Genomic DNA, 19,594 nt, shown 5'->3' with positions numbered 1-19,594 from the left:
TGAGAATCTAGCGAGGATTTTGTTTATGAATACCCCGGATATTCGTTGGCAGCAACGCTTTGCTAATTTTAAAAAAACCTTAGTGCAGCTTAAAAATGCCGTCGAACTCAGCAAGCAGCGTCCATTGTCTTTGCTGGAGAAACAAGGCGTTATCCAGACCTTTGAGTTTACTCATGAATTGGCCTGGAATGTCCTGAAGGACTACCTGGAAGACCAGGGCAACCAATCCATTAAAGGCTCAAAAGATGCTACCCGCGAAGCTTTTAAGGTTGCATTAATAGCTGACGGCGAACAATGGATGGCGATGATTCAGATCAGGAATATATCCTCGCATACCTACGATGAGCAAATCGCCGAACAACTGGTTGTAGCGATAATAAACGATTATTTTCCGTTGTTTGAACTGCTGCAAACGGACATGCAAAAATACCTGCAATGAAAACAGCTACAGCGGCCAAACTGGGCTTGTCGCAAACCACCTTAGATAAACTTAACAGTGTTTTCTTTCGGCACAAAGCCATTAACTCAGTGCTGGTTTACGGTTCACGCGCCAAGGGTAACTATCGCCCCGGCTCGGATATAGACTTAACCATCAAAGGAGACGTGCTTGAATTTGCCGAGTTAATGCAAATAGAAGACCAGATTGATGACTTGTTTCTGCCTTACACCGTGGATTTGTCGCAATACACACAGCTCAGTAATATCGATTTAATTGAGCATATCGACCGCGTGGGCGTGGTGATTTATGACAGAGATGCCAAAGAGCGTCTTCTCTCGTAGCCGGTCTCTGCCATTAAGAGATACGCTGGTTCCCAAACAGGAGCTTGGGAACTAGCGCGAACACGGTTTCTGCACTTTCCCGATCTATTCCCATGATCATAGGAATAAAGGGCTGTCGCTGGCTGAACAGGTCAGCGGCAGAAGAAAGTCCGTTTATGGATGTATGTGCCGGAGCAAAGATTGGCCGCGTTATTGGCGCAATTGAAAGCCGAGTTTTCCCGCTCGGATTAAATACTGGGTACTGCCGGTGATTGAAAACGGGGTGATTTGATGTGAAAGTCAGGGATTGAGCTGATAAATGCCAAAGTTGATCTTATCTGTATCAGGCATTGAATGTCTCAGTTCGACCCACAAGAGCCACTCAAGTCGGTTTTCCAAATGGCAGCATACTTACGGAAAGCGGACAGTGAATATATGTAATTATCTGTATTGAAAGATTCTATTTTTTTGCGAAAAATATACTTTTAGGTAATTTTTCCTGTGCTTTGAAGGAGAATGATATGTTTAATAACCGTCATAGTTATATTAGCTTATCTCTGCTGGTAACCCTGCTATCCCTAATGTTCAGTCAGGTTTTGTATGCGGATCAAAACTCTCAACATAATGTGTAAATCAGCGTTCAGTATTTATCAGTAAACAGCGTCATAATTGACTGTGCAAATTTTTATTACATTGCTTTATAAGGTTTATTTGTTGGTAAGTTGGTAAAAATTGATGCTGAAAGTGATAACTTTTGCACGCTGATTTACGCCTTTGGAGGGTTAAATCATGAAAGCCTTTACGTTCCTGATCGTCGTGTTTTTTTTATCCGGTTGCGCCAGTCGCATTCCACAAAATATCAGCCAAGCGCCCACACCCAATCTGGAGCTTTCGGAAGTAATTGCTCAGACTGATACCCATAAAGGTCAACCCGTACGTTGGGGAGGCATTATTTTGGAGGTCGCCAATCGCGTGAACGATACAGAGATCGAGATACTGGCAAAGAAGGTCGACAGTTCAGGAAAACCTTTCTACGACAATGTTACCCAGGGCCGATTTCTGGCTCGGGTGGATGGATTTGTCGACCCGGCGACCATATACACCCGAGGGCGCATGATGACCATCTATGGTTTGGTGGATTCTGTGCTGACCCGAGCGATAGGTGAAAAACCTTATGTCTACCCGGTGATTAAAGCCCAGGCATTCTATCTGTGGCCGTACGAGTCTGAATATTACGATCCAGACTATTATAATTGTGGCCCCTTTAGTATGACTGCCGTTGCTGGTATTTACCCTTACGGCTATTCATTTGGCTATGGCCGATGTTTTTAAGGCGATGAATTGATTTGATTTGTTGGGTTCTGTGGGAATTGCCAATGAAGATTAACCCGTGTGCGGCGGAACCGGCAAACCGGCCCAGGTTCCGTCAACTGCTACGGTCCTACATGTGCATAGACGATTGAGAATTCTTATTAAGCCTCCACACCTTTTATCTTAATAAAGGAGTTGTTGGGGCATTAATAGTTACTGCTTGTACGAAATAACCCGATTCGTTCTGTCTAATGTTTTTACTATACTTTTTACATAACACCTGCGCCGCGTAGTTAACATAACACTTATGGGCAGGTGGCTGCCAATCATTGGCGGTCTTGCTTAACACCTATCAGTTTAACGAGAATGTCCAATACGTCATTCCGGCAGGGATTTACTCCGGGCTATCCTGCCCGGAGTCCTTCGGATAAATGCAAATTCGTTCCAGACGAATTTGTGCCGGACCCGTTAGAGCGCGTAGCGAATCCAGAAGCCAGGGATGGTAAGGGTCAGATCACATCCATGCGTCCTCGGCAATTGCTCCTGCATTGCTAAACCACAGGGATGTGGCGAATGCAGAAAACGCAGGGAGCGGTTTTCTGCCTACCTCCTGCATCCTTGCAGTCGTGGATACCGGCAGTCCATGCCGGTATGACGTGCTATTTAAGCAAAGTGATAGGTGGTAAGGGCGGTCTTGTATGGCTGCTTTTCAAGGTTGACCAGCCGTTCACTAAAAACTCACGATTGACTCTTTCTGGCCGGTTTTTGCTATTCGCCTCCTGCAGGCATAAAATCCGCATAGCTGCCACATTCAATTCAGGTAAGTCATCACAGATTGAAAGACGACACCCGACCTAATTTGGTCTTTACCGGTAATCGTCAAGATGGCTTGTTTGGTTCGAATAGCAGTCAGATGTTAAGATTCTTGGGCCGCTACGCCGACAACATAGATCAAGACGCTGCGCTTGAAGCAGCATGCCGGCGCTATGCAGATAAATTTTGTGGGTTTTAATGACAGCAGGCATGAGATGGCAAAAAGCATGAGCTGGTATCGCATTACACTCTCGCGCCAGGAATACGAATCCGGTGAAGTTACCATGCTCTTGGGCGTATTCCGGGCAGCTTATATTGCTAGAAACGGACCCAAGGGCATGGCGATGTTTGGATGCTGGTCTGATGATGGAACTTGCTATTTCGTCTATACCACGCCTAGATCGGTACGGCATATTGAGCCGCTATTGGACGCGTATTCAGCGAATCAGGTCGATAGGCCAGATCCTTCCTGTTTGTCTTTGCTCTTTGGGGACGAATCCGGTCTATCCTCCTCTGAGATCGGATTTGAAGCCTGACTCTCTGCCGGACGGGTTATGCAACCCGTCCGTAACGTTTTATGCCGTCAAATACCGTTCCAGATACAAAACGTTGCGACGGGGCACATAACCCCGTCGCGCATAAAACAAAGCGGAACTATTATTCAACCGGCGTCAGCACGAAGGCGCGGGTCTGGCCGTTCAACTGGCCGGTTCCGACGATTTGCCCCGAATTGTTGATGTCGCTGACGACCAGCAATTGCCAGCCGGCGCCGCTTTGGTCGAGACTGCTTTGCAGATCGAAAATCTGATCGTTAATCCAAACGGCTGGAGCGGAGCCATCACCATGGAAGCCGATGATCTGGCCGGCGTTGTTGATTTTCGCCGCTTGGCCTTGGACTTCCCCAGGGAAAAGCGGGAGCGCCGTTACCGGATGATCAGCGCCTGCTGCCCAGACGACCGGCATGGAACTAAATATTCCCTGGTTGCTAACACCGACGACCGTTCCCGTATCATTAACTCCATAGGCATACCCGCCCCAGTCGTTGGACAACAGCGGCAGCACACTTAACGTATGCGCTGCGTCATTATTCCAAAAGCCTGGACGATCCCCACCCAAGCTCACTCCGCTGACTTGACCGACGGCGGCTCCGCTGTTGTTTGCATCGTTAATATAGTTGTAGGAAGACGCGCCGGTGGGATCTTGGTACATGGGCAGAAATAGATGTCTGTATTCCCCACGCTTTCTTGGGTCTTCCGTCCAGAGAGTCGGAAACCAGGTACCGCCGAACCCTTTGAGATAGTTGCCGATGAAGGAACCGCCATCGGTTACCGCCACAACATGCGAATTGTTGGCGCCTTTGTCGATGAATTTCGCCACGCGGCCCTGAAAAGCAACAACGTTCGGGCGAAAATCGCCGTCATCGGCTTCTCCTCCGACCTTCCCGAAGTTGTTGATGGCTGTGGCTTCGCTGTAGTTGCCCTTATCGGTTTTGCCGAGATTGACCGGGGTCAGCCCCTGCCAAAGTGTTCCGATATTCTTGAATCCCCCGGTCGCGGGAGAACTCGATCCGACAACGTCTCTGGAGTCATTGATCTGACTTGCATTACTATAAGCATAACCCGGCGCGGGCCGAAGCTCGTCAACGTGGTAAACCACCGCAGACGCAGGCTGGACAGATGCCAGATAAATTCCAATCCCAAGGATTGTCGTGAATGAGGTTTTATAAATCGAAAAATGCATGGAATGTACCATTGAAAAAGTCTGTTTCTGATAATTTGTAAAAGTTCGCCCGCGCTTGCGTGTCACCGTTTACCCGCCTGATCGGAGGCGGCCGCTATCGGAACTACCGCCTCCGTAACCACATTTACCGAATAAACGGCACCGCAATCAATCACTTCACTACCGCTTGCAATTAGTGTCTTGCCGCCAGATGTCTTGACTGAAACCGCATCTGGGGCGCTAAGCAGTCAGTCTATTTGGCAATTCTGCGGAGTCACACCCGATGCCGGCAAAGCGGAACACAATCAGCGCACGCGGCAAGTCACCGTTCCGGTTGCGACTTGAGCAGCCAAGGCGTTACGAACAATGAACGTGGCCGACCCGCTTGCAAGTGCTCCCGGCACAATTCCGATATCTCCAGCGGCGATGTCCTTCGGATTGCTGTCGAATGAAGATTCGACTTCACCCGCCGCGCTTGCCACTTGAGCAGGCCCAATAACACCGGAAATGCTTACGGAATAAACCCCTCCCGGCAGCAATCCTTTCACCTTGACATCCGCCTTCGATCGCTCCTGCTCCGAATCGGCGCGATATTCGCAAGAAGCGGTTATGGTTGCCGCGTGAACATTTGCCGCCAGGCACGAGAAAAGGACTAATCCGCTCACAAGTGCGGATAATGAAATTTTGTTGTTGCTAACCATGGAATACCCCCTAAGTTAATCGAGTCGTGATCGCTAGGCCAAGATGGCCACTTTGTGCCCTACCTCGAACCGCACGTTCATCAAAGGCCGTGGTCCGTTTCAGGCACTGCGTGAATTCCCTGCAATGAACATAAAGTTCAATGCTCAAGAAAAAAAAGTAAAAAAAACCGCCGGATGGCGGTTTTCGTCATGGTTTGCCGTTCGCTGCCCGTTAGCTTATGCCGCCGAAAAAGATCGCGGGATCTGTCTATCCTCATGTAGGTGAAGAACTGGTTAATAAAGCTGCTGAGGTTTTGGAGCTTTCTTTCAGAAAGCAAATGCAAACTAAAGGCTTTCGAAACTTCAGCAAAATACGTTGTTCGGTGGTAAGCCAAAAACAGCTAAAACCCGATCTTGTTGAAATGGTGGAAGAATGTGTTTCCCCAGATGGGGCAGATCAACTGACACACTTTATGCCGCAAAGAGTGTGTCCGGTTGGCGTATTGTCAATTTTCCCCTGCCCAAAGCCCAACATGGCGCTCAAGTCGACGGCCCCGCCTCCGGCAGTGCCGCGCCTTAGCTTGGCGTTGAGCGAGCATTTTGTAACCTAAAGCAGCCGGTAGAAAATACAGGTCGAGCGACAGAAAATGGCCGGTTTTTGTCGATTCCAACACTCCAGTTCGAATCGAGGCAAACACGGCAGACTGGGTGATCATAGTCCAGCGGCTGCCACCGGCTTCAGCCCAGGCGACAGGGCTTTTATTTCGCGGGAGATCCGCGAATAAAGCTCCGGGGTCCATTCCGGGAGTCCTTCGATGTCAGCTTCCAGCGGGAAAGTTCTGGGGTCATGCGGGGCAATCACAACTTTCACATTTCCGGCGCCCACGTGCTCGGTCAGGACGAAAAGTTCCTCTATCGTTTCATCATCCATGGCCAAGCAGCCGAGGGATTTGGCCTTGCCATGGATAAAAATATTCGAACCCGGATCGGCGCGCCCCTCCTGCCACGCATGGAAGAGGTCGAATTCGTTCGGGTAATTTAATTTCATCGACAAGTGGAAATGGCTGTTCGGATTCAGCTCCGCTATCCGGTAAATGCCTTCCGGCACCTGCATGTCGCCTTGACGCAGTTTGGGGCCGGATACGCCGCTGGCGGCGTGGATGCGATAATTGCGGATGAAGCGGAATTCGCCGCTGTCCCTAGCCCAGAGTTCCAGCTTCATTTCCTGTTTCAAGGCGATTAAAGCGACTTCCCGGGGAGGGTAGGCCACCTTCGTCTTGTCGAAATAGGGTTTGAGTTTGCTCGTTGCGTAAGCGCCATAAATTTGCAGAACATCCTCCACGGTCCGTTGGCCGGGCATGATGTCATAGATTTTCCGCGCGGCTTGAACCTGCGGTTTGGCGGCCATGGCGCTGGCCGTAAGGACGGCGGGTTTGTGACCGGAGCAGGCGTTGAGGGAGCCTGTCACGGCCAAGCCGACGATGATTTTGGCAGTTGATTTCATCATAAGCGCTGGAAATGAAGTGGCGACCGGCATAGTTTAGGTAACCCTTAACCTGTCCGCAAGCTCAAGATTTACCTATCGAACGCTGTAAGGCGGATTCGCGCAGCAATCCGCCATGAACTGAGCTTTGCGCTTGGTCCTTGCCTGGATTTTTCCAAGCGGGGGATTTTGATGTCCGATTGATTGGATATTGCGCGTCGATAGGCGGTTTCGCGCTAGCAAACCGCCTTACGGTACTGTTCAAATGCTCCCGCTAGTCCTGCTACGAGCAATCAATGATCACCACGATTGATATTGTGTTGATGCTCAATACCTTCGGTTAAATTATAACCTTCGTTATTGAATAAATCGCCGGTAAAAAACAAACGCATGTCTATAATCCAAGCGATTTTTTTTAGCTTATTGTTTTCTATGATAATGGTTGATAGTTTCTGATTGTCGTTAATGACCTGATCCACAATTGTTTTTGGGTTAGTAGGATCTTCTTTTAGCGCACCAGACACAATTCGTTGAGCAGATTCCATTGTCAGCACTGGATGTGTAATAGATAGCTCAGCGTTTTTATCATTTTTAAGTGACTGCGCGTTAAAATAACCAATATCATAGACAAGCTTAGATATCAGACCAAGAATAATCATGCCAGCATAAACAGTGATGCCAATTTTTAATCGCCTTCTAACGCGAGGATTTGATAGTTTTTTTATAATAGCGCGAATTTTCATATTCATTTTTAGGTGGACGTCTGTTTCTGCCGAACTCAGACCGTCGGTGTCAGTAATTTGTTGGACTTCGCAAAGCTCAGCCATAGCCACATATCTATGCCTAACTGATTGCTCCAATGGAGTTTCGGTTACGATGGAGTTCGCTGAGCTTTGACAAGCGGGTTAAGTTTCGCGATAACCCGCCAAATTGATCCCATACTTCTTCAGCTTGGTGTAAACGGCGCGCGAGGTGATTTCCATTTCTTTTGCCACTTTTTTTACATCACCTTGATGCTGTTTTAGCGCATTTTCAAGAAATGCTTGCTCGGCCTTGGCAAGGGCCTGTTCTTTGATATTTTTCCATTGGTCAAGATTTTTTGTTTTGGCCGAAAGCGGCAAATCCAACTCGGTCATTTCTTTGCCGGTCGCAAATAAAATGTTGCGTTCGAGGATGTTTTCCAGTTCTCGGACGTTGCCCGGCCACGGATAAACGCGGATTTTTTGCATGACTTCGCGGCTGACCGATTCAACTTCTTTGTTATATTTCTTGCTCAAGCGTTGCACGATCAACTGCACCAGATAAGGTAAGTCTTCCGGGCGTTCGGCCAGCGGCGGGATGCTTAATCGAACCACGTTGATACGGTAATACAGGTCATTGCGGAACAGGTCCTGGCTGACCAGTTCTTCAAGGTCGTTATTGGTTGCGGAGATTATTCTCAAATCAACCGACAAGGTTTGTTTGCCGCCGACTCTTTCTAGTTCGCCTTCCTGCAGTACGCGAAGCAAACGAGTTTGCGCGGCAGGGGACAGGGTATCGACTTCATCCATGAACAAGGTTCCGCCTTCGGCTCTTTCAAAATAACCTTGATGGACTTCAATGGCGCCGGTGAATGCGCCTTTTTCATGTCCGAACAGTGCGCTCTCGATCAGGCTTTCCGGAATTGCGCCGCAGTTAATCGGGATAAAAGGCTTGTCGCAGCGGTCGCTCATCGCATGTATGGCGCGCGCAATCAATTCCTTGCCGACGCCGGTTTGTCCGTGAATCAGCACTGTTGCCAGCGTCGGCGCAACCACTTCGATAGATTGCAAAATTTTTCGCATGGCGGGGGATTTGGCAATAATCGCCGGAGGCTGGTGTTTTTTAGCAGGCTGCTTGCTTTGTTTACGCCAGATTTGCTGCATGCTTTGTTCAATGCGCGAGTGCAGTTCGTTAATATCCTGCATTTCCTTAACGGGGGTGGTGTCGGTGTATTCCATTCCCGGCCGGTCTTTTGCCGCGTTCGGGTTGGTGTATACGCAAACTTCACATTTGCCGTCGTGGCGAGCAACGCTTTGCTTGATTTCCACTTTGGCATAGCCGAAATTCCTGGCTGCGATGCCGCCGAAGACGCTGGACGTCATTCTGCATAATTCAGGAAAGTTGGTGACCCGGTCGCCAAAAGGGCAACTGGTGTTGGTAACGGTAATGCAATCCTGAGTACTGGAAACCAGTGAGAATTTACCGCCGATATTGTTTTTAAGGCCGAGGATCAGCTCGATATAGCTTTCTTTGTCGAGCCACTCGCTTTTATGTGCCTCTTCCCGATAGGTTTGTTCAAAAAAACATCCGGCGGTCTTGGCGATATGTTCGATTAATTGCTCGCAATGTTTTTGCCCCTGCTGCTCGCTGGCATGCATCAGCTCAAGAATGAAAGTTTGCAGGAAAAATATCGGTGTTAAATCGGAAAGTGAGTTGTTGTTCATGGTGTTTTGCGAAGTTGATTTTCCCTAATTGAAGCATAGCTTCATTAATTTGGTAAAGCTAAAAATCAAGTCTTTGTAATTTAACAGAAAAATTATCAAGAATTATTGGCACGGCAATTGCTATTGCTATTGGCTATAACCAACAACGAGGAGTTAAAAAATGAGCCAAGATAAACCACCTTTAGATCCGCATCCATTAAGCGAGTATGTTGCCTGGGCCGGAAACCGCAACCGCGAACCGCTGCTCGGCGTTTTAAAAGAAAAGCTGCCTAAAGACCCGGGAAATGTTTTGGAACTTGCCAGCGGCAGCGGCATGCACATTAACTTTTTTGCGCCACATTTCGAACATTTGCATTTTCATCCTTCCGATAAGGATCAAGAGGTTTTTGATAATATCAGGAAGCTGTCGAGCGATCACAAGAACGATAATATTGCCGATCCCGTACATCTGGATTTAACCAATCCGGAAACTTGGTTTAATGCTGGTGAACCCCGTATATTTGCTGCTATTTTTTGCATCAATATTTTTCAGGTAGCGCCCATTTCAATTGCCGACGGCATGATGAAATGTGCTTCATATCTACTGGATGACGATGGTTTTTTGCTGATTTACGGTCCATTCCAAGTGGAAGGTACCTTTACTACCGATTCCAATAGAGAGTTCCATGAAACGCTAAGTTCAGCAGGCGTTTCGGAATGGGGTTTAAAAGATATCGCCGACCTGAAAAAGGCCGCGGCAAATCATGGTTTGGAATTAAAAGAGCAGATCAATATGCCTGCCAATAATTTCTCGCTGATATTCGGCAGGAAGTAATTGAGGAAGACAAAAGGCGAAGGGCTAAAGGCGAAAAAAAGCTTGTATTGAGCGCTTAGAACTTTTTCAATTTTTAGTCTTTAGCCTTTAGCCTTTAGCCTTTAGCCTTTTTCAATGACGTTCAATTTAGGAAATTAGCCGTGGAGAAAAAATGTTCAGCCATCGTCATAGGGGTTGGGCCGGAACAAGGCTTGGGAGCCTCATTAGCCAATTTTTTTGCAGAAAAAGGTTTGCACGTTTTTATCGCCGGTCGAAGCGAATATAAGCTACAAAAAGTTGCTGAAAAAATCAGGCAAAAAGGCGGTTCAGCAACTACAGTGGTTGCCGATGCAACGATTGAGCGCGACGTCGCTCACTTATTTCGAATGGCGATACAGGAAGGCTATAACATAGATATTGCCGCCTACAATGTAGACAGCAATATTCCATCCCCTTTGCTGGAGACGGATACAAAAACCTATTACGAGCTTTGGAAGCAGAACTGCTTGGGTGCTTTTTTTTTCGGTAAGGAAGCAGTTAATGCGATGAAGAACAAACAAAAAGGAACGCTGTTTTTTACCGGAGCGACAGCATCGTTAAGAGCAAAACCACCGTTTACCGCATTTGCTTCCGCTAAAGCCGGTTTGAGGGCATTGGCGCAAGGCATGGCAAGAGAGTTCTCGCCGCAAGGCATACATGTGGTTCACGCTATTATCGACGGCGTGATTGACGGCGAACGGGCAAGAGATCAATTTCCTGACTACGTTAAATCCAAAGGCCACGATGGTTTGCTGCAACTGGATGCCATCGCTGAAACCTATTGGGCCATTCACAAACAACATCCCAGCGCTTGGACTCATGAACTCGATTTGAGGCCGTTTAAAGAACCGTTTTAGGAGGTAGTTATGTTGAAAACTAAAAATTGGATCTTGCAGGGCAGTTATTTCGAAACCTGTAATTGTGAAACCGCTTGTCCTTGTGTCTGGCTACAACCGCCGACAGAAGGCGATTGTAAACTATTGGTTGCCTGGCATATTGAACAAGGTCATCTGGATAATCAATCGCTTGATGACTTGAATGTTGCGATGGCGTGTTATTCGCCGGGACATATGAAAGACGGAAACTGGCAAGCGGCATTATATGTTGATGAGCGGGCCGATGACGGTCAGTTCGACGCAATTACCCAAATCTTTAGCGGACAACAAGGCGGACATCCGGCCGTTTTAATGAGCTTTGTCGGTGAAGTGTTAGGCGTGAAAAAAGTAAAAATCGATTATCAAGAGCAGGGCGACAGCCGGCGCGTGATTATTCCCGATATTGCGCAGGCCGATATTGAAAGCATTCAGGGCATAGCAGGCGGACAAGCCACCATAAGCAATCCGCCGTTATGCGTGGCGCCAAGTCATCCATCGATTGTCGCTAAATCAAAACACTACCAGTATCAAGACTATGATAAAAACTGGCAGTTTTCCGAGCGTAACGGTTATTTCTCTGCATTTGCTTATCAGCCGTAATGGCCCGATTTAAAACACAGAGCCCTATTTTAGCTGTTGTGCTGGCAGTGATTTTTGCTGCCTGGGGCTATCTGTTTTACCAACATATTCAAATGGCGTCACAACCGATGTCGAGTATGTGGATGCCTCCCTCCGAGCCGTTGGCATGGGGCTTTACAGATTTTGCTTTAGTTTATTTTATGTGGGCCGTCATGATGGCGGCAATGATGCTGCCTTCTGCGATCCCGATGATTCTGGCATTTGCCCAGGTTTGCAGGCGGCAAAACAGAGCGCCCGATAAATTGACATACCTGTTCATTTCGGCCTATCTCGGAGTATGGCTGGGATTCAGTAGCGCGCTAACGCTGTTGCAATGGCAAATGCACGGACTGGCCTGGTTATCGCCGATGATGGATAACGAAAATTTAATATCGGCTGCCGGTATTTTATTTTTAGCCGGCTTTTACCAGTTTATGCCGACAAAAAATGCCTGTTTAGTGCATTGCAAGACCCCGATGGGCTTTTTATTAAATGAATGGCAAGATGGCGCTGCAGGCGCATTCAATATGGGGGTGAAACATGGCGTATATTGTGTAGGCTGTTGCTGGGCGCAAATGCTGATCATGTTTGTCGTGGGCGTGATGAACCTGCTGGGAATGGCTTTGATGACCTTGCTGTTTATATCGGAGAAATCCATCCCTCTTCAATCAAAGTTTATTTGCCGAATTGTAGGCGTCGCTTTCCTTGCTTGGGGAGTTTTTCTGTTGATTGCTTAGTGTTTGTTTGTTGCGGACCAATCGCGGTTTTTAGCTCAGGCAATTATCAACACCTTGGCTCCGCGAATCTTTCCTGCGTATAGTTCAATCAACGCCTCATTTGCCTGTTCCAACGCGAATACCTGAATCTCCGGCTGAAGGTTTAATCATTCACCCTCCCCGTAGTTAAAATTAATTCCAACTCATCTGTTGACTCTATCAATTGCTGGATAGCTTTGACAGATGGCTATAGCGCTCTGAGATTCGTGATGAATATCACAGAACCTGAGATTTAGTCTTTGGCTTACAAAAGGTACAGTTTTGGCTGACATACGGCGGCCATTTTTTAAGCCACAATGAGGCCGTCGCTAAACCGATTCAATTATGCCGGACTTTCCTGGCCGACATCCTGCGGTAAATGCAGACCATGAGCACTTGAAGTATGGCCGCCAGCGTGATGAAGAGTTGCCAGACGTAGTTTTGGTGTCCTTAGATTGATAGGCTTATCGAAAGGATAAGTCTGAATCCGTATTACTAAAACACATTCCGCTGTTTTTATAAAACTGACAATTTATTAAGCATGGTCTGACATTTTTTATATAGGATTATTTTATGAGTGTTGATTTTCTTTTTTTGTTATCAGGTATGTCATGCGCTTATGTGGTAACTGGTGTTTTTTCCCATGCGTAAAGTTTTTTTAATAGCTGCTTTTTTAATTTCTTTTTCTTCTCATGCATATTTTGATACTCCTATTACTGTTGCTTGGTCGTCCTGCCAATTAACTATTGCCCAATGGGGTGCGCTTGGTGGGGCTAAATATTGTGCGGTAGGTTTAAGCAATCGTGGCTCGCCTTCCGTCAATATGTATTATTTTTATCCTGACGGAAATCTGCATGGATATGTTAGTCATTTATATGCTGTTGGCTGCGCAGCTTCACAAACCTTTAATAATACGACCGGGCTTTGTGGATTACCTAAAAGCAATGGCGGAAGTTGTCCAGTCGACCAAGCAAATTCAGCCAAAATAGGCAAGATCGATTTTGGGAATCCCATCAACGCAGCCACCGGCAACAAATGGCAACATGAGACCGATCTTCCTAGTGGCGCATTCGGCCTGAGCTTTGACCGCTATTACAACGCCAGCACCACGGCCAACCCTTCCAGCTTAGGCGCAGGCTGGAGCCATGCGTACAGCCGATCCGGCACCTTGCAGGCAAACGGCTCTTGGGTGACGATCCGCCGCAATGACGGCAAAGAATATAACTTCCAGCTAAGCGCTGGCCAATGGGTAACCGATGCCGACGTGCTTGACCGTCTCGAAGAACTCAAAGACAGCACCAATGAGCGAATAGGCTGGCGTTACACGACCGCCGGCAACTCGGTGGAAACCTACACCGCCTCCGGCAAGCTCACAGCAATCACTGACCGTTCCGGCCTGACGCAAACGTTGACCTACAGCGACGCCTCGACACCGGTAACCGTTGCGCCCACGAGTGACCTACTCATCCGCGTCACCGACAGCTTTGACCATCAGCTCAATTTCACTTACGATGCCAATAGCCGCCTCAGCACGATGACCAACCCGGCCGGAGGCGTCTACCACTATGTTTATGATGCCAACAATAACCTCGCCTCCGTCACTTATCCCGACGGTGCCAGCAAAACCTACCATTACGAAAACACCAGCTTTCCGCATGCCTTGACCGGCATCACCGATGAAAACAACAACCGCTATGCCACTTTCCGCTACGACGCCCAAGGCCGCGGTATATCGACCGAACATGCCGGTGGCGCGGAGCGGGTCAGTCTGGTGTACAACGCCGACGGCAGCACCACGGTCACCGATGCCTTGAACACAGCGCGCACTTACCACTTTCAGACCATCCTCGGCGTCGTTAAAAGCACCGGCCAATCGCAACCCGGCGGTTCCGGCTGCGGCGCCTCGGCATCGGCGCTGACTTATGACGCCAACGGCAACGTGTCCAGTCGCACCGACTTCAACGGCAACCGCACCGATTATAGCTACGACCTGACCCGCAACCTGGAAACCCGCCGTACCGAAGGCCTGACCGCGAGCGGCGCGACCACCCCGGCCACCCGCACCATCACCACCGTCTGGCACCCGACCTTCCGCCTGCCGGTGCAAATCACTAACGGCAATCAGCAAACCACGTTTACTTACAATCCCCAAGGCGACCTCACCGAAAAAACCCTCACCGACACCGCCACCCAGGCTAAGCGCACTTGGACCACCGCTTATACCTATGGCGCGACCCCCGGTTTATTGCTGCAAAAAGTCGAGGACGGCCCGCGCACCGACCTGTCCGATGTCACCATCTACGACTATTATCCGGCCGATGCTGTATGCGCAGGCGAACACCTCGGCTGCCGGGGCCAGCTTCAACAGCTCACCGATGCGTTAGGCCATACCACCCGACTGACCCGCTACTCCCCGCACGGCCAGGTCGAAGAACTGATCGATCCCAATGGCCTCATGACCACCCTGACTTACGATGTCCGCCAGCGATTGCTCTCGTTCGATATCGGCGGCGAAACCACGACCACTACCTATGACCCGGCAGGCCTGGTCATCCGCGTCACCCGTCCAAATGGTTCATACTTGGCTTATAGCTACGATCCCGCCCACCGCCTGATCAAAACCCAAGACAACATCGGCAACACCCTGAGTTATACCCTGGACGCGATGGGCAACCGGGTCAAGGAGGAGGCGCACGATCCGAACGGACAGCTGGCCCGCAGCCAAAGCCGGGTCTATGACGCCCTGTCGCGTCTGCAAAACCTGATCTTACCGCAATAAGGGGTCGTCAATGAAATCACTTATAAAAAATATTTTCGTGCCGGTTGTCTTGCTGCTCACTGCCATTAAGTTAAGGATTTTTCCGTTCGTCCTGAGCTTGTCGAAGGATGAATGGAAAAATCCAAGCCTCGGAACTAAGCCATTCATGCCTCGACAAGACTCTCCTGAGCGTAGTCGAAGAGCTCAGCACGAACCGCTTAACTTAATGACAGTGGTTTTGCTGTTGTTAACCTTATGCACAACCGGACTCGCCCAAGCGGATAACAATAAACGCCTTCCCAAAGAACAGCACAAAACCGCCGAGCTGAAAGTCACCAATGCCGGAGCAGGGCAGGCCACCATTACCAGCGCACCGTCCGGCATCAACTGCGGCGATACCTGCCGCGCCGGCTTCAACGCCAACAGCCCCGTCACCTTGACCGCGACCGTTGCGGCCGGCTCGACCTTCAAGCGCTGGGGAGGTGCCTGCAAAGGCACGGCCCCCAGCTGCACCGTCACCCTGAAAGAGTCGCAAAACGCCACCGCGATCATCGATTTGCTACCGATCACCCTGAACGTCACTAAAACCGGATCGGGAAGCGGCACTGTCACCAGCGTCCCAGCCGGCATCGACTGCGGAACGACCTGCAGCAGCACCTACTCTCCCGACTTTGCCGCGCATGGGGATGACCCAGACAAGGGCAGGGAGAATGAGCACAATAGAGAAAATGGATACGACAGCAAGAACCCGCACGAACCACAAGACCACGATGAACCGGGATACGGCAAACCCGCCGCTGTCGTGACCCTGACCGCCGCCCCGACCACCGGCTCGACCTTTGAAGGCTGGTTTGGCGCCTGCACTGGCACCGCGCCCACCTGCACCGTGACCATGGACCAGACGCAAAACGTGACCGCCCGTTTCATGCCGATGAAGGTAACCCTGACCGCCTCCAAGACCGGCAACGGTACCGGGACCCTCACCAGCTTGCAGACCGGCATCGACTGCGGCGACACCTGCACCGCCAGTTATGACTGGGGCACGTCCGTGACTTTGGCGGCGACACCGGCCACCGGTTCGACATTCACCGGCTGGTCCGGCGCTTGCACCGGCACCGCTGACACTTGCACCGTCACCATGGATCAACTGCACAACGTGACCGCCGACTTTACGCTGCTGAAGTTCACCCTGACCGCCACCAAAATCGGATCGGGCACCGGCACCCTCAGCAGTTCACCGGCCGGCATCGACTGCGGAGCCGTCTGTAACAGTAGCTATGATTGGAATACCCCGGTGACCCTGACTGCCACCCCGGCCGCCGGCTCCACTTTCGAAGGCTGGGCCGGCGCCTGCACCGGCAGCGCAACTGTCTGCACCGTCACGATGAACCAAGCCCAAACCGTCAGTGCCGACTTTGCCCCGGCATTTAAAACCCTCAGCATCACCAAAACCGGCTCAGGAACCGGCACCGTCGCCAGCGCCCCGGCCGGGATCGATTGCGGCGCAACCTGTAGCGCGGATTTTGCCACCGACACCGTCATCACCCTGACCGCAAGCCCCGCAACCGGCTCCACCTTCCAAGGCTGGTTCGGCGTCTGCACCGGCAGCGCCGCCACCTGCACCGTCACCCTGAGCCAGACAAAGTCAGCCATCGCCACCTTCTCCGCACCGGCCGTTACCACCTATGAATACGATGCCAACGGCAACCTGACTAAGATCAAAGACCCACTCGGGCGCATCCGCCAGTACCAATACGATGCCCTGAACCAACAAATACGCCAGCTCGAACCGCACCCGACCATCATCGGCAGCACCCTGGGCCAGATCGACACGACCTATGACAGTCTGGGCCAAATCACCGGCATCACCGACCCTAGGAACCTGACCACTACCTACAACATCGACAGCCTCGGCAACCAGAGCCAACAAACCAGCCCCGACACCGGTATCACCCTCGCCGATCACGACGCGGCCGGCAACCACCTCACGACCCGCACCGACGCACGAGGCAAAACCGCCAGCTATCACTACGACAGCCTGAACCGCATCACTCAGAGGGCTGATGACGACCAAACCGTCAACTACGCCTGGGACACTTGCACGAACGGCATCGGCCGGCTGTGCAGCCTGAGCAATAACAACAGCAGTATCAGCTATAGCTACGACACAGCCACGGCCGGATCACTCAAAAAAGCCAAAGCGCCGGTGCAACCCCGCTGACCGTCAGCCACACTTACAATAGTGCAGGGCAACGGCTACAAACCACCACACCCGGCGGCCAAACGATCGACTACCAGTGGAGTGGAGGCCACCTCACCGCCATTACCGTCAACGGTCAACCATTGCTGAGCCAAATCGGCTACGACCCCGACGGCCAAATCAACGGCTGGCTCTGGGGCAACAACCAGCAGAGCGAACGCTTTTACGACCTCTCAGGGCGGCCCGTCATTATCAGCATGGGCGTTGACGCCAACACCCAACAACCCAACAGCCGCACTTACGGCTATGACGCGGCCGGACGGCTGACCCATGCCATCGACGACAGCGATCCCCACTTAAACCAACAGCACCACTATGATGAGCTCGACCGATTGACCGGCAGCGAACGCGGCGAATCGGCACAAAGCCGCACCGACTATAGCTACGATTTAAGCGGCAACCGCAGCACCACAATAACCGGCAACACGAGCTTATCCAACTACAGCATCGACCCCAACAGCAACCGCCTGCTCAGCCAGGGCGGCGCACACACCGTCAACTACAGCTACGACCCCACCGGTCACCTGACCGGCGACGGCAGCTTCAACCACACCTACAACGCGGCCGGGAGAAGAATCGCCAGCACGAACACCGCCACCGGGCAAACCACCGGCTACGGCTATAACGCCTTAGGCCAGCGCATCAGCAAAACCAGCGGAGCAAACAGCAGTCAATACTTCTACGACGAACAAGGCCACTTGACCGGCGAATACGACGCCTCAGGCCAGTTGATTCAGGAAATACTCTGGCTCGGCGATTTGCCGGTCGCGGTGCTGAAACCGGCAACCCCAGCAAACCCCACAGCCGAGGTCTACTACCTTCACATCGACCACCTGGGCACGCCGAGAAAGATCACCCGGCCCAACGACAACAAGATGGTCTGGACCTGGGAGGGCGAAGCGTTCGGCAACAGCCTGCCGGAGCAGAATCCTTCAGGATTGGGCAATTACGTGTTCAACCTGCGCTTCCCCGGCCAATATTACGACCAGGAAACCGGGTTGTTCTATAATGGCTTTAGGGATTATGATCCACAGACTGGCAGGTATATCGAGAGTGATCCGATTGGGTTGGCTGGAGGTATTGATACTTATGCCTATGTTTACAATAATCCCCTAAATGGTACTGATCCATTAGGGCTGATATATAAAACTGAAAACTGTAAGCCCAAGCAAAAAGAAAAGGTGAAGAATGCCTGCGAAGTAGCTACTAAAAAAGCAAACATACTTGGTATTGGTGACAAATTTCAACAGATGTTGGATAAAGCAACGATTAGTTGTACGCCTGTTGCAGTATTTGAAGACGATTGTGGGGGAAATGACTTTTCCTCAACTATTTATCTTAACTTCAAAAAAAAACCAGGAGCATATTCCTGTAATTTAGCTGCCGCTGTTCTGCATGAAGGCTCCCATCTGCCACCGTTAAAATATGATGAGGCTGATGCGTTTATGTTGGAGTATAAGGCTTTTCCTTTTGAACCCAGATTTACACCAGATCAATTTGACGAAGCATATCCTCACGCAAGTCAAAAAGTAAAAAGCAAATATAAAACTAATTATGAAGATCTTAAATTACAAAAGTAAATACGCTTTAATTGTTCTGTTATTGTTTTTAGCGACTACTCTGAGCGCTCATGCTGATATTAATCGCTTTTTGTATATTGTAAAAAACGCTGTAATTCCAATGTCCGATGTTATTTTTTTGGGAAAGCTTGCTGGTTATAAAACGATAGAAAATGGTTTTGTAACTACCTCAGGTGAAAATTTATCGGTAGCTGTTATACAAGTCGAGGTTGTAAAAGTTTTAAGAGGAAAAATTCAACCTGGAGAAAAACAATTGGTTTGTTCTTGGTTTGTTCAGGGAAACAATGCCGATCTCGGATTTAACTATGGCAATGATGGAGATGAAATAACTGTGCTGGGAGTTGAGACAACTAATAGCATACAATTGCCTCACTTTCATTATCATTGGATAGGTGGATTTAGATATGAACTAGAAATTATGAAATGGCTTAAGTTGCCTCAAAAACCAATTAAAGATAAAGAACGTATTTTTAAAACCCTTTCAGACAATTATGAGGTAGTTAGGAATGCTTGCAATGAGCCAAATCTTTGGCCATAGCACAAAGCTCGCATAGCGCATGCACGGGGTCAGCCTCAGGCCTTACATTTGACATGAAAGCAATGTTGATTAAATCTTTGATCAGCTTAATTTTATATTGGATGTACAGATGGCGAGGCCTTTAAGAATTGAGTTTGCCGGGGCGCTG

General features: G+C 49.9%; 18 protein-coding genes. 13 read left to right on the top strand and 5 right to left on the bottom strand.

The features are described 5' to 3' along the window. The first annotated feature begins 25 nt into the window (after nt 1–25). From EPO18_RS03595 to EPO18_RS03580, 4 genes are all read left to right on the top strand, one after another. The gene (locus EPO18_RS03595; protein WP_292430622.1) at nt 26–439 is read left to right on the top strand and encodes a nucleotidyltransferase substrate binding protein; all 414 of its coding nucleotides are present in this window, start codon (nt 26–28) and stop codon (nt 437–439) included. Next, the gene (locus EPO18_RS03590) at nt 436–780 is read left to right on the top strand and encodes a nucleotidyltransferase domain-containing protein (RefSeq protein WP_292430619.1); all 345 of its coding nucleotides are present in this window, start codon (nt 436–438) and stop codon (nt 778–780) included. The genes EPO18_RS03595 and EPO18_RS03590 overlap by 4 nt, the downstream gene beginning before the upstream one ends. Nucleotides 781–1,548: 768 nt before the next feature. Next, the gene (locus EPO18_RS03585; protein WP_292430617.1) at nt 1,549–2,091 is read left to right on the top strand and encodes a Slp family lipoprotein; all 543 of its coding nucleotides are present in this window, start codon (nt 1,549–1,551) and stop codon (nt 2,089–2,091) included. Nucleotides 2,092–3,035: 944 nt separating this feature from the next. Further along, entirely contained in the window at nt 3,036–3,419 is a 384-nt protein-coding gene (locus EPO18_RS03580; protein ID WP_292430613.1) for a hypothetical protein, read from the top strand. 121 nt (nt 3,420–3,540) lie between these two features. On the opposite strand, the gene EPO18_RS03575 is transcribed toward EPO18_RS03580, so the two are convergent. Together EPO18_RS03575 and EPO18_RS03570 are read right to left on the bottom strand one after the other, a co-directional pair. Then, nucleotides 3,541–4,689 (bottom strand): hypothetical protein, encoded by a 1,149-nt coding sequence (locus tag EPO18_RS03575; protein ID WP_292430611.1) that lies wholly within the window; start codon nt 4,687–4,689, stop codon nt 3,541–3,543. A 218-nt stretch (nt 4,690–4,907) separates the two neighbouring features. Next, entirely contained in the window at nt 4,908–5,303 is a 396-nt protein-coding gene (locus EPO18_RS03570) for a hypothetical protein (RefSeq protein WP_292430608.1), read from the bottom strand. A 218-nt stretch (nt 5,304–5,521) separates the two neighbouring features. On the opposite strand from EPO18_RS03570, the gene EPO18_RS03565 reads away from it, so the two are divergent. Beyond that, nucleotides 5,522–5,893 carry a hypothetical protein gene (locus EPO18_RS03565; RefSeq protein WP_292430605.1) on the top strand — a complete coding sequence of 124 codons (372 nt, stop codon included), beginning with the start codon at nt 5,522–5,524 and terminating at the stop codon, nt 5,891–5,893. Between the two features lie 101 nt (nt 5,894–5,994). On the opposite strand, the gene EPO18_RS03560 is transcribed toward EPO18_RS03565, so the two are convergent. The 3 genes from EPO18_RS03560 to EPO18_RS03550 form a co-directional block, all read right to left on the bottom strand. Further along, the gene (locus tag EPO18_RS03560; protein ID WP_292430603.1) at nt 5,995–6,789 is read right to left on the bottom strand and encodes a L,D-transpeptidase family protein; all 795 of its coding nucleotides are present in this window, start codon (nt 6,787–6,789) and stop codon (nt 5,995–5,997) included. A gap of 269 nt (nt 6,790–7,058) precedes the next feature. Beyond that, on the bottom strand, nt 7,059–7,592 hold the full coding sequence (locus EPO18_RS03555) for a hypothetical protein (RefSeq protein WP_292430646.1): 534 nt from the start codon (nt 7,590–7,592) through the stop codon (nt 7,059–7,061). Nucleotides 7,593–7,670: 78 nt separating this feature from the next. Then, a complete protein-coding gene (locus EPO18_RS03550; protein ID WP_292430600.1) occupies nt 7,671–9,230 on the bottom strand; it encodes a sigma 54-interacting transcriptional regulator in 1,560 nt (519 codons plus the stop codon). 160 nt (nt 9,231–9,390) lie between these two features. Between EPO18_RS03550 and EPO18_RS03545 the strand changes: the two genes are divergently transcribed. From EPO18_RS03545 to EPO18_RS03510, 8 genes are all read left to right on the top strand, one after another. Continuing rightward, complete coding sequence (locus EPO18_RS03545; protein ID WP_292430597.1) at nt 9,391–10,044, top strand: DUF938 domain-containing protein; 654 nt, start codon at nt 9,391–9,393, stop codon at nt 10,042–10,044. A gap of 140 nt (nt 10,045–10,184) precedes the next feature. Further along, complete coding sequence (locus tag EPO18_RS03540) at nt 10,185–10,919, top strand: SDR family NAD(P)-dependent oxidoreductase (protein WP_292430594.1); 735 nt, start codon at nt 10,185–10,187, stop codon at nt 10,917–10,919. A gap of 9 nt (nt 10,920–10,928) precedes the next feature. Continuing rightward, nucleotides 10,929–11,537, top strand: coding sequence for a DUF1326 domain-containing protein (locus tag EPO18_RS03535; protein WP_292430591.1), 609 nt, complete (start codon nt 10,929–10,931; stop codon nt 11,535–11,537). Then, nucleotides 11,537–12,292 carry a DUF2182 domain-containing protein gene (locus EPO18_RS03530; RefSeq protein WP_292430588.1) on the top strand — a complete coding sequence of 252 codons (756 nt, stop codon included), beginning with the start codon at nt 11,537–11,539 and terminating at the stop codon, nt 12,290–12,292. The genes EPO18_RS03535 and EPO18_RS03530 overlap by 1 nt, the downstream gene beginning before the upstream one ends. A gap of 661 nt (nt 12,293–12,953) precedes the next feature. After that, nucleotides 12,954–15,089, top strand: a complete 2,136-nt coding sequence (locus EPO18_RS03525) for a DUF6531 domain-containing protein (RefSeq protein ID WP_292430585.1) — start codon at nt 12,954–12,956, stop codon at nt 15,087–15,089. A 10-nt stretch (nt 15,090–15,099) separates the two neighbouring features. Continuing rightward, complete coding sequence (locus EPO18_RS03520) at nt 15,100–17,289, top strand: RHS repeat domain-containing protein (RefSeq protein WP_292430582.1); 2,190 nt, start codon at nt 15,100–15,102, stop codon at nt 17,287–17,289. Between the two features lie 122 nt (nt 17,290–17,411). Then, complete coding sequence (locus tag EPO18_RS03515; RefSeq protein WP_292430578.1) at nt 17,412–18,908, top strand: RHS repeat domain-containing protein; 1,497 nt, start codon at nt 17,412–17,414, stop codon at nt 18,906–18,908. Beyond that, nucleotides 18,883–19,446 carry a hypothetical protein gene (locus tag EPO18_RS03510; RefSeq protein WP_292430576.1) on the top strand — a complete coding sequence of 188 codons (564 nt, stop codon included), beginning with the start codon at nt 18,883–18,885 and terminating at the stop codon, nt 19,444–19,446. Before EPO18_RS03515 ends, EPO18_RS03510 begins: the two co-directional genes overlap by 26 nt. The last annotated feature ends 148 nt before the right edge of the window (nt 19,447–19,594 follow it).

The organism is Methylobacter sp. (genome assembly GCF_004322395.1).
Classification (GTDB): Bacteria; Pseudomonadota; Gammaproteobacteria; order Methylococcales; family Methylomonadaceae; genus Methylobacter_A.
The sequence above is the reverse complement of the archived record's forward strand: the minus strand, read 5'-3'. Positions and strand labels throughout refer to the sequence as shown.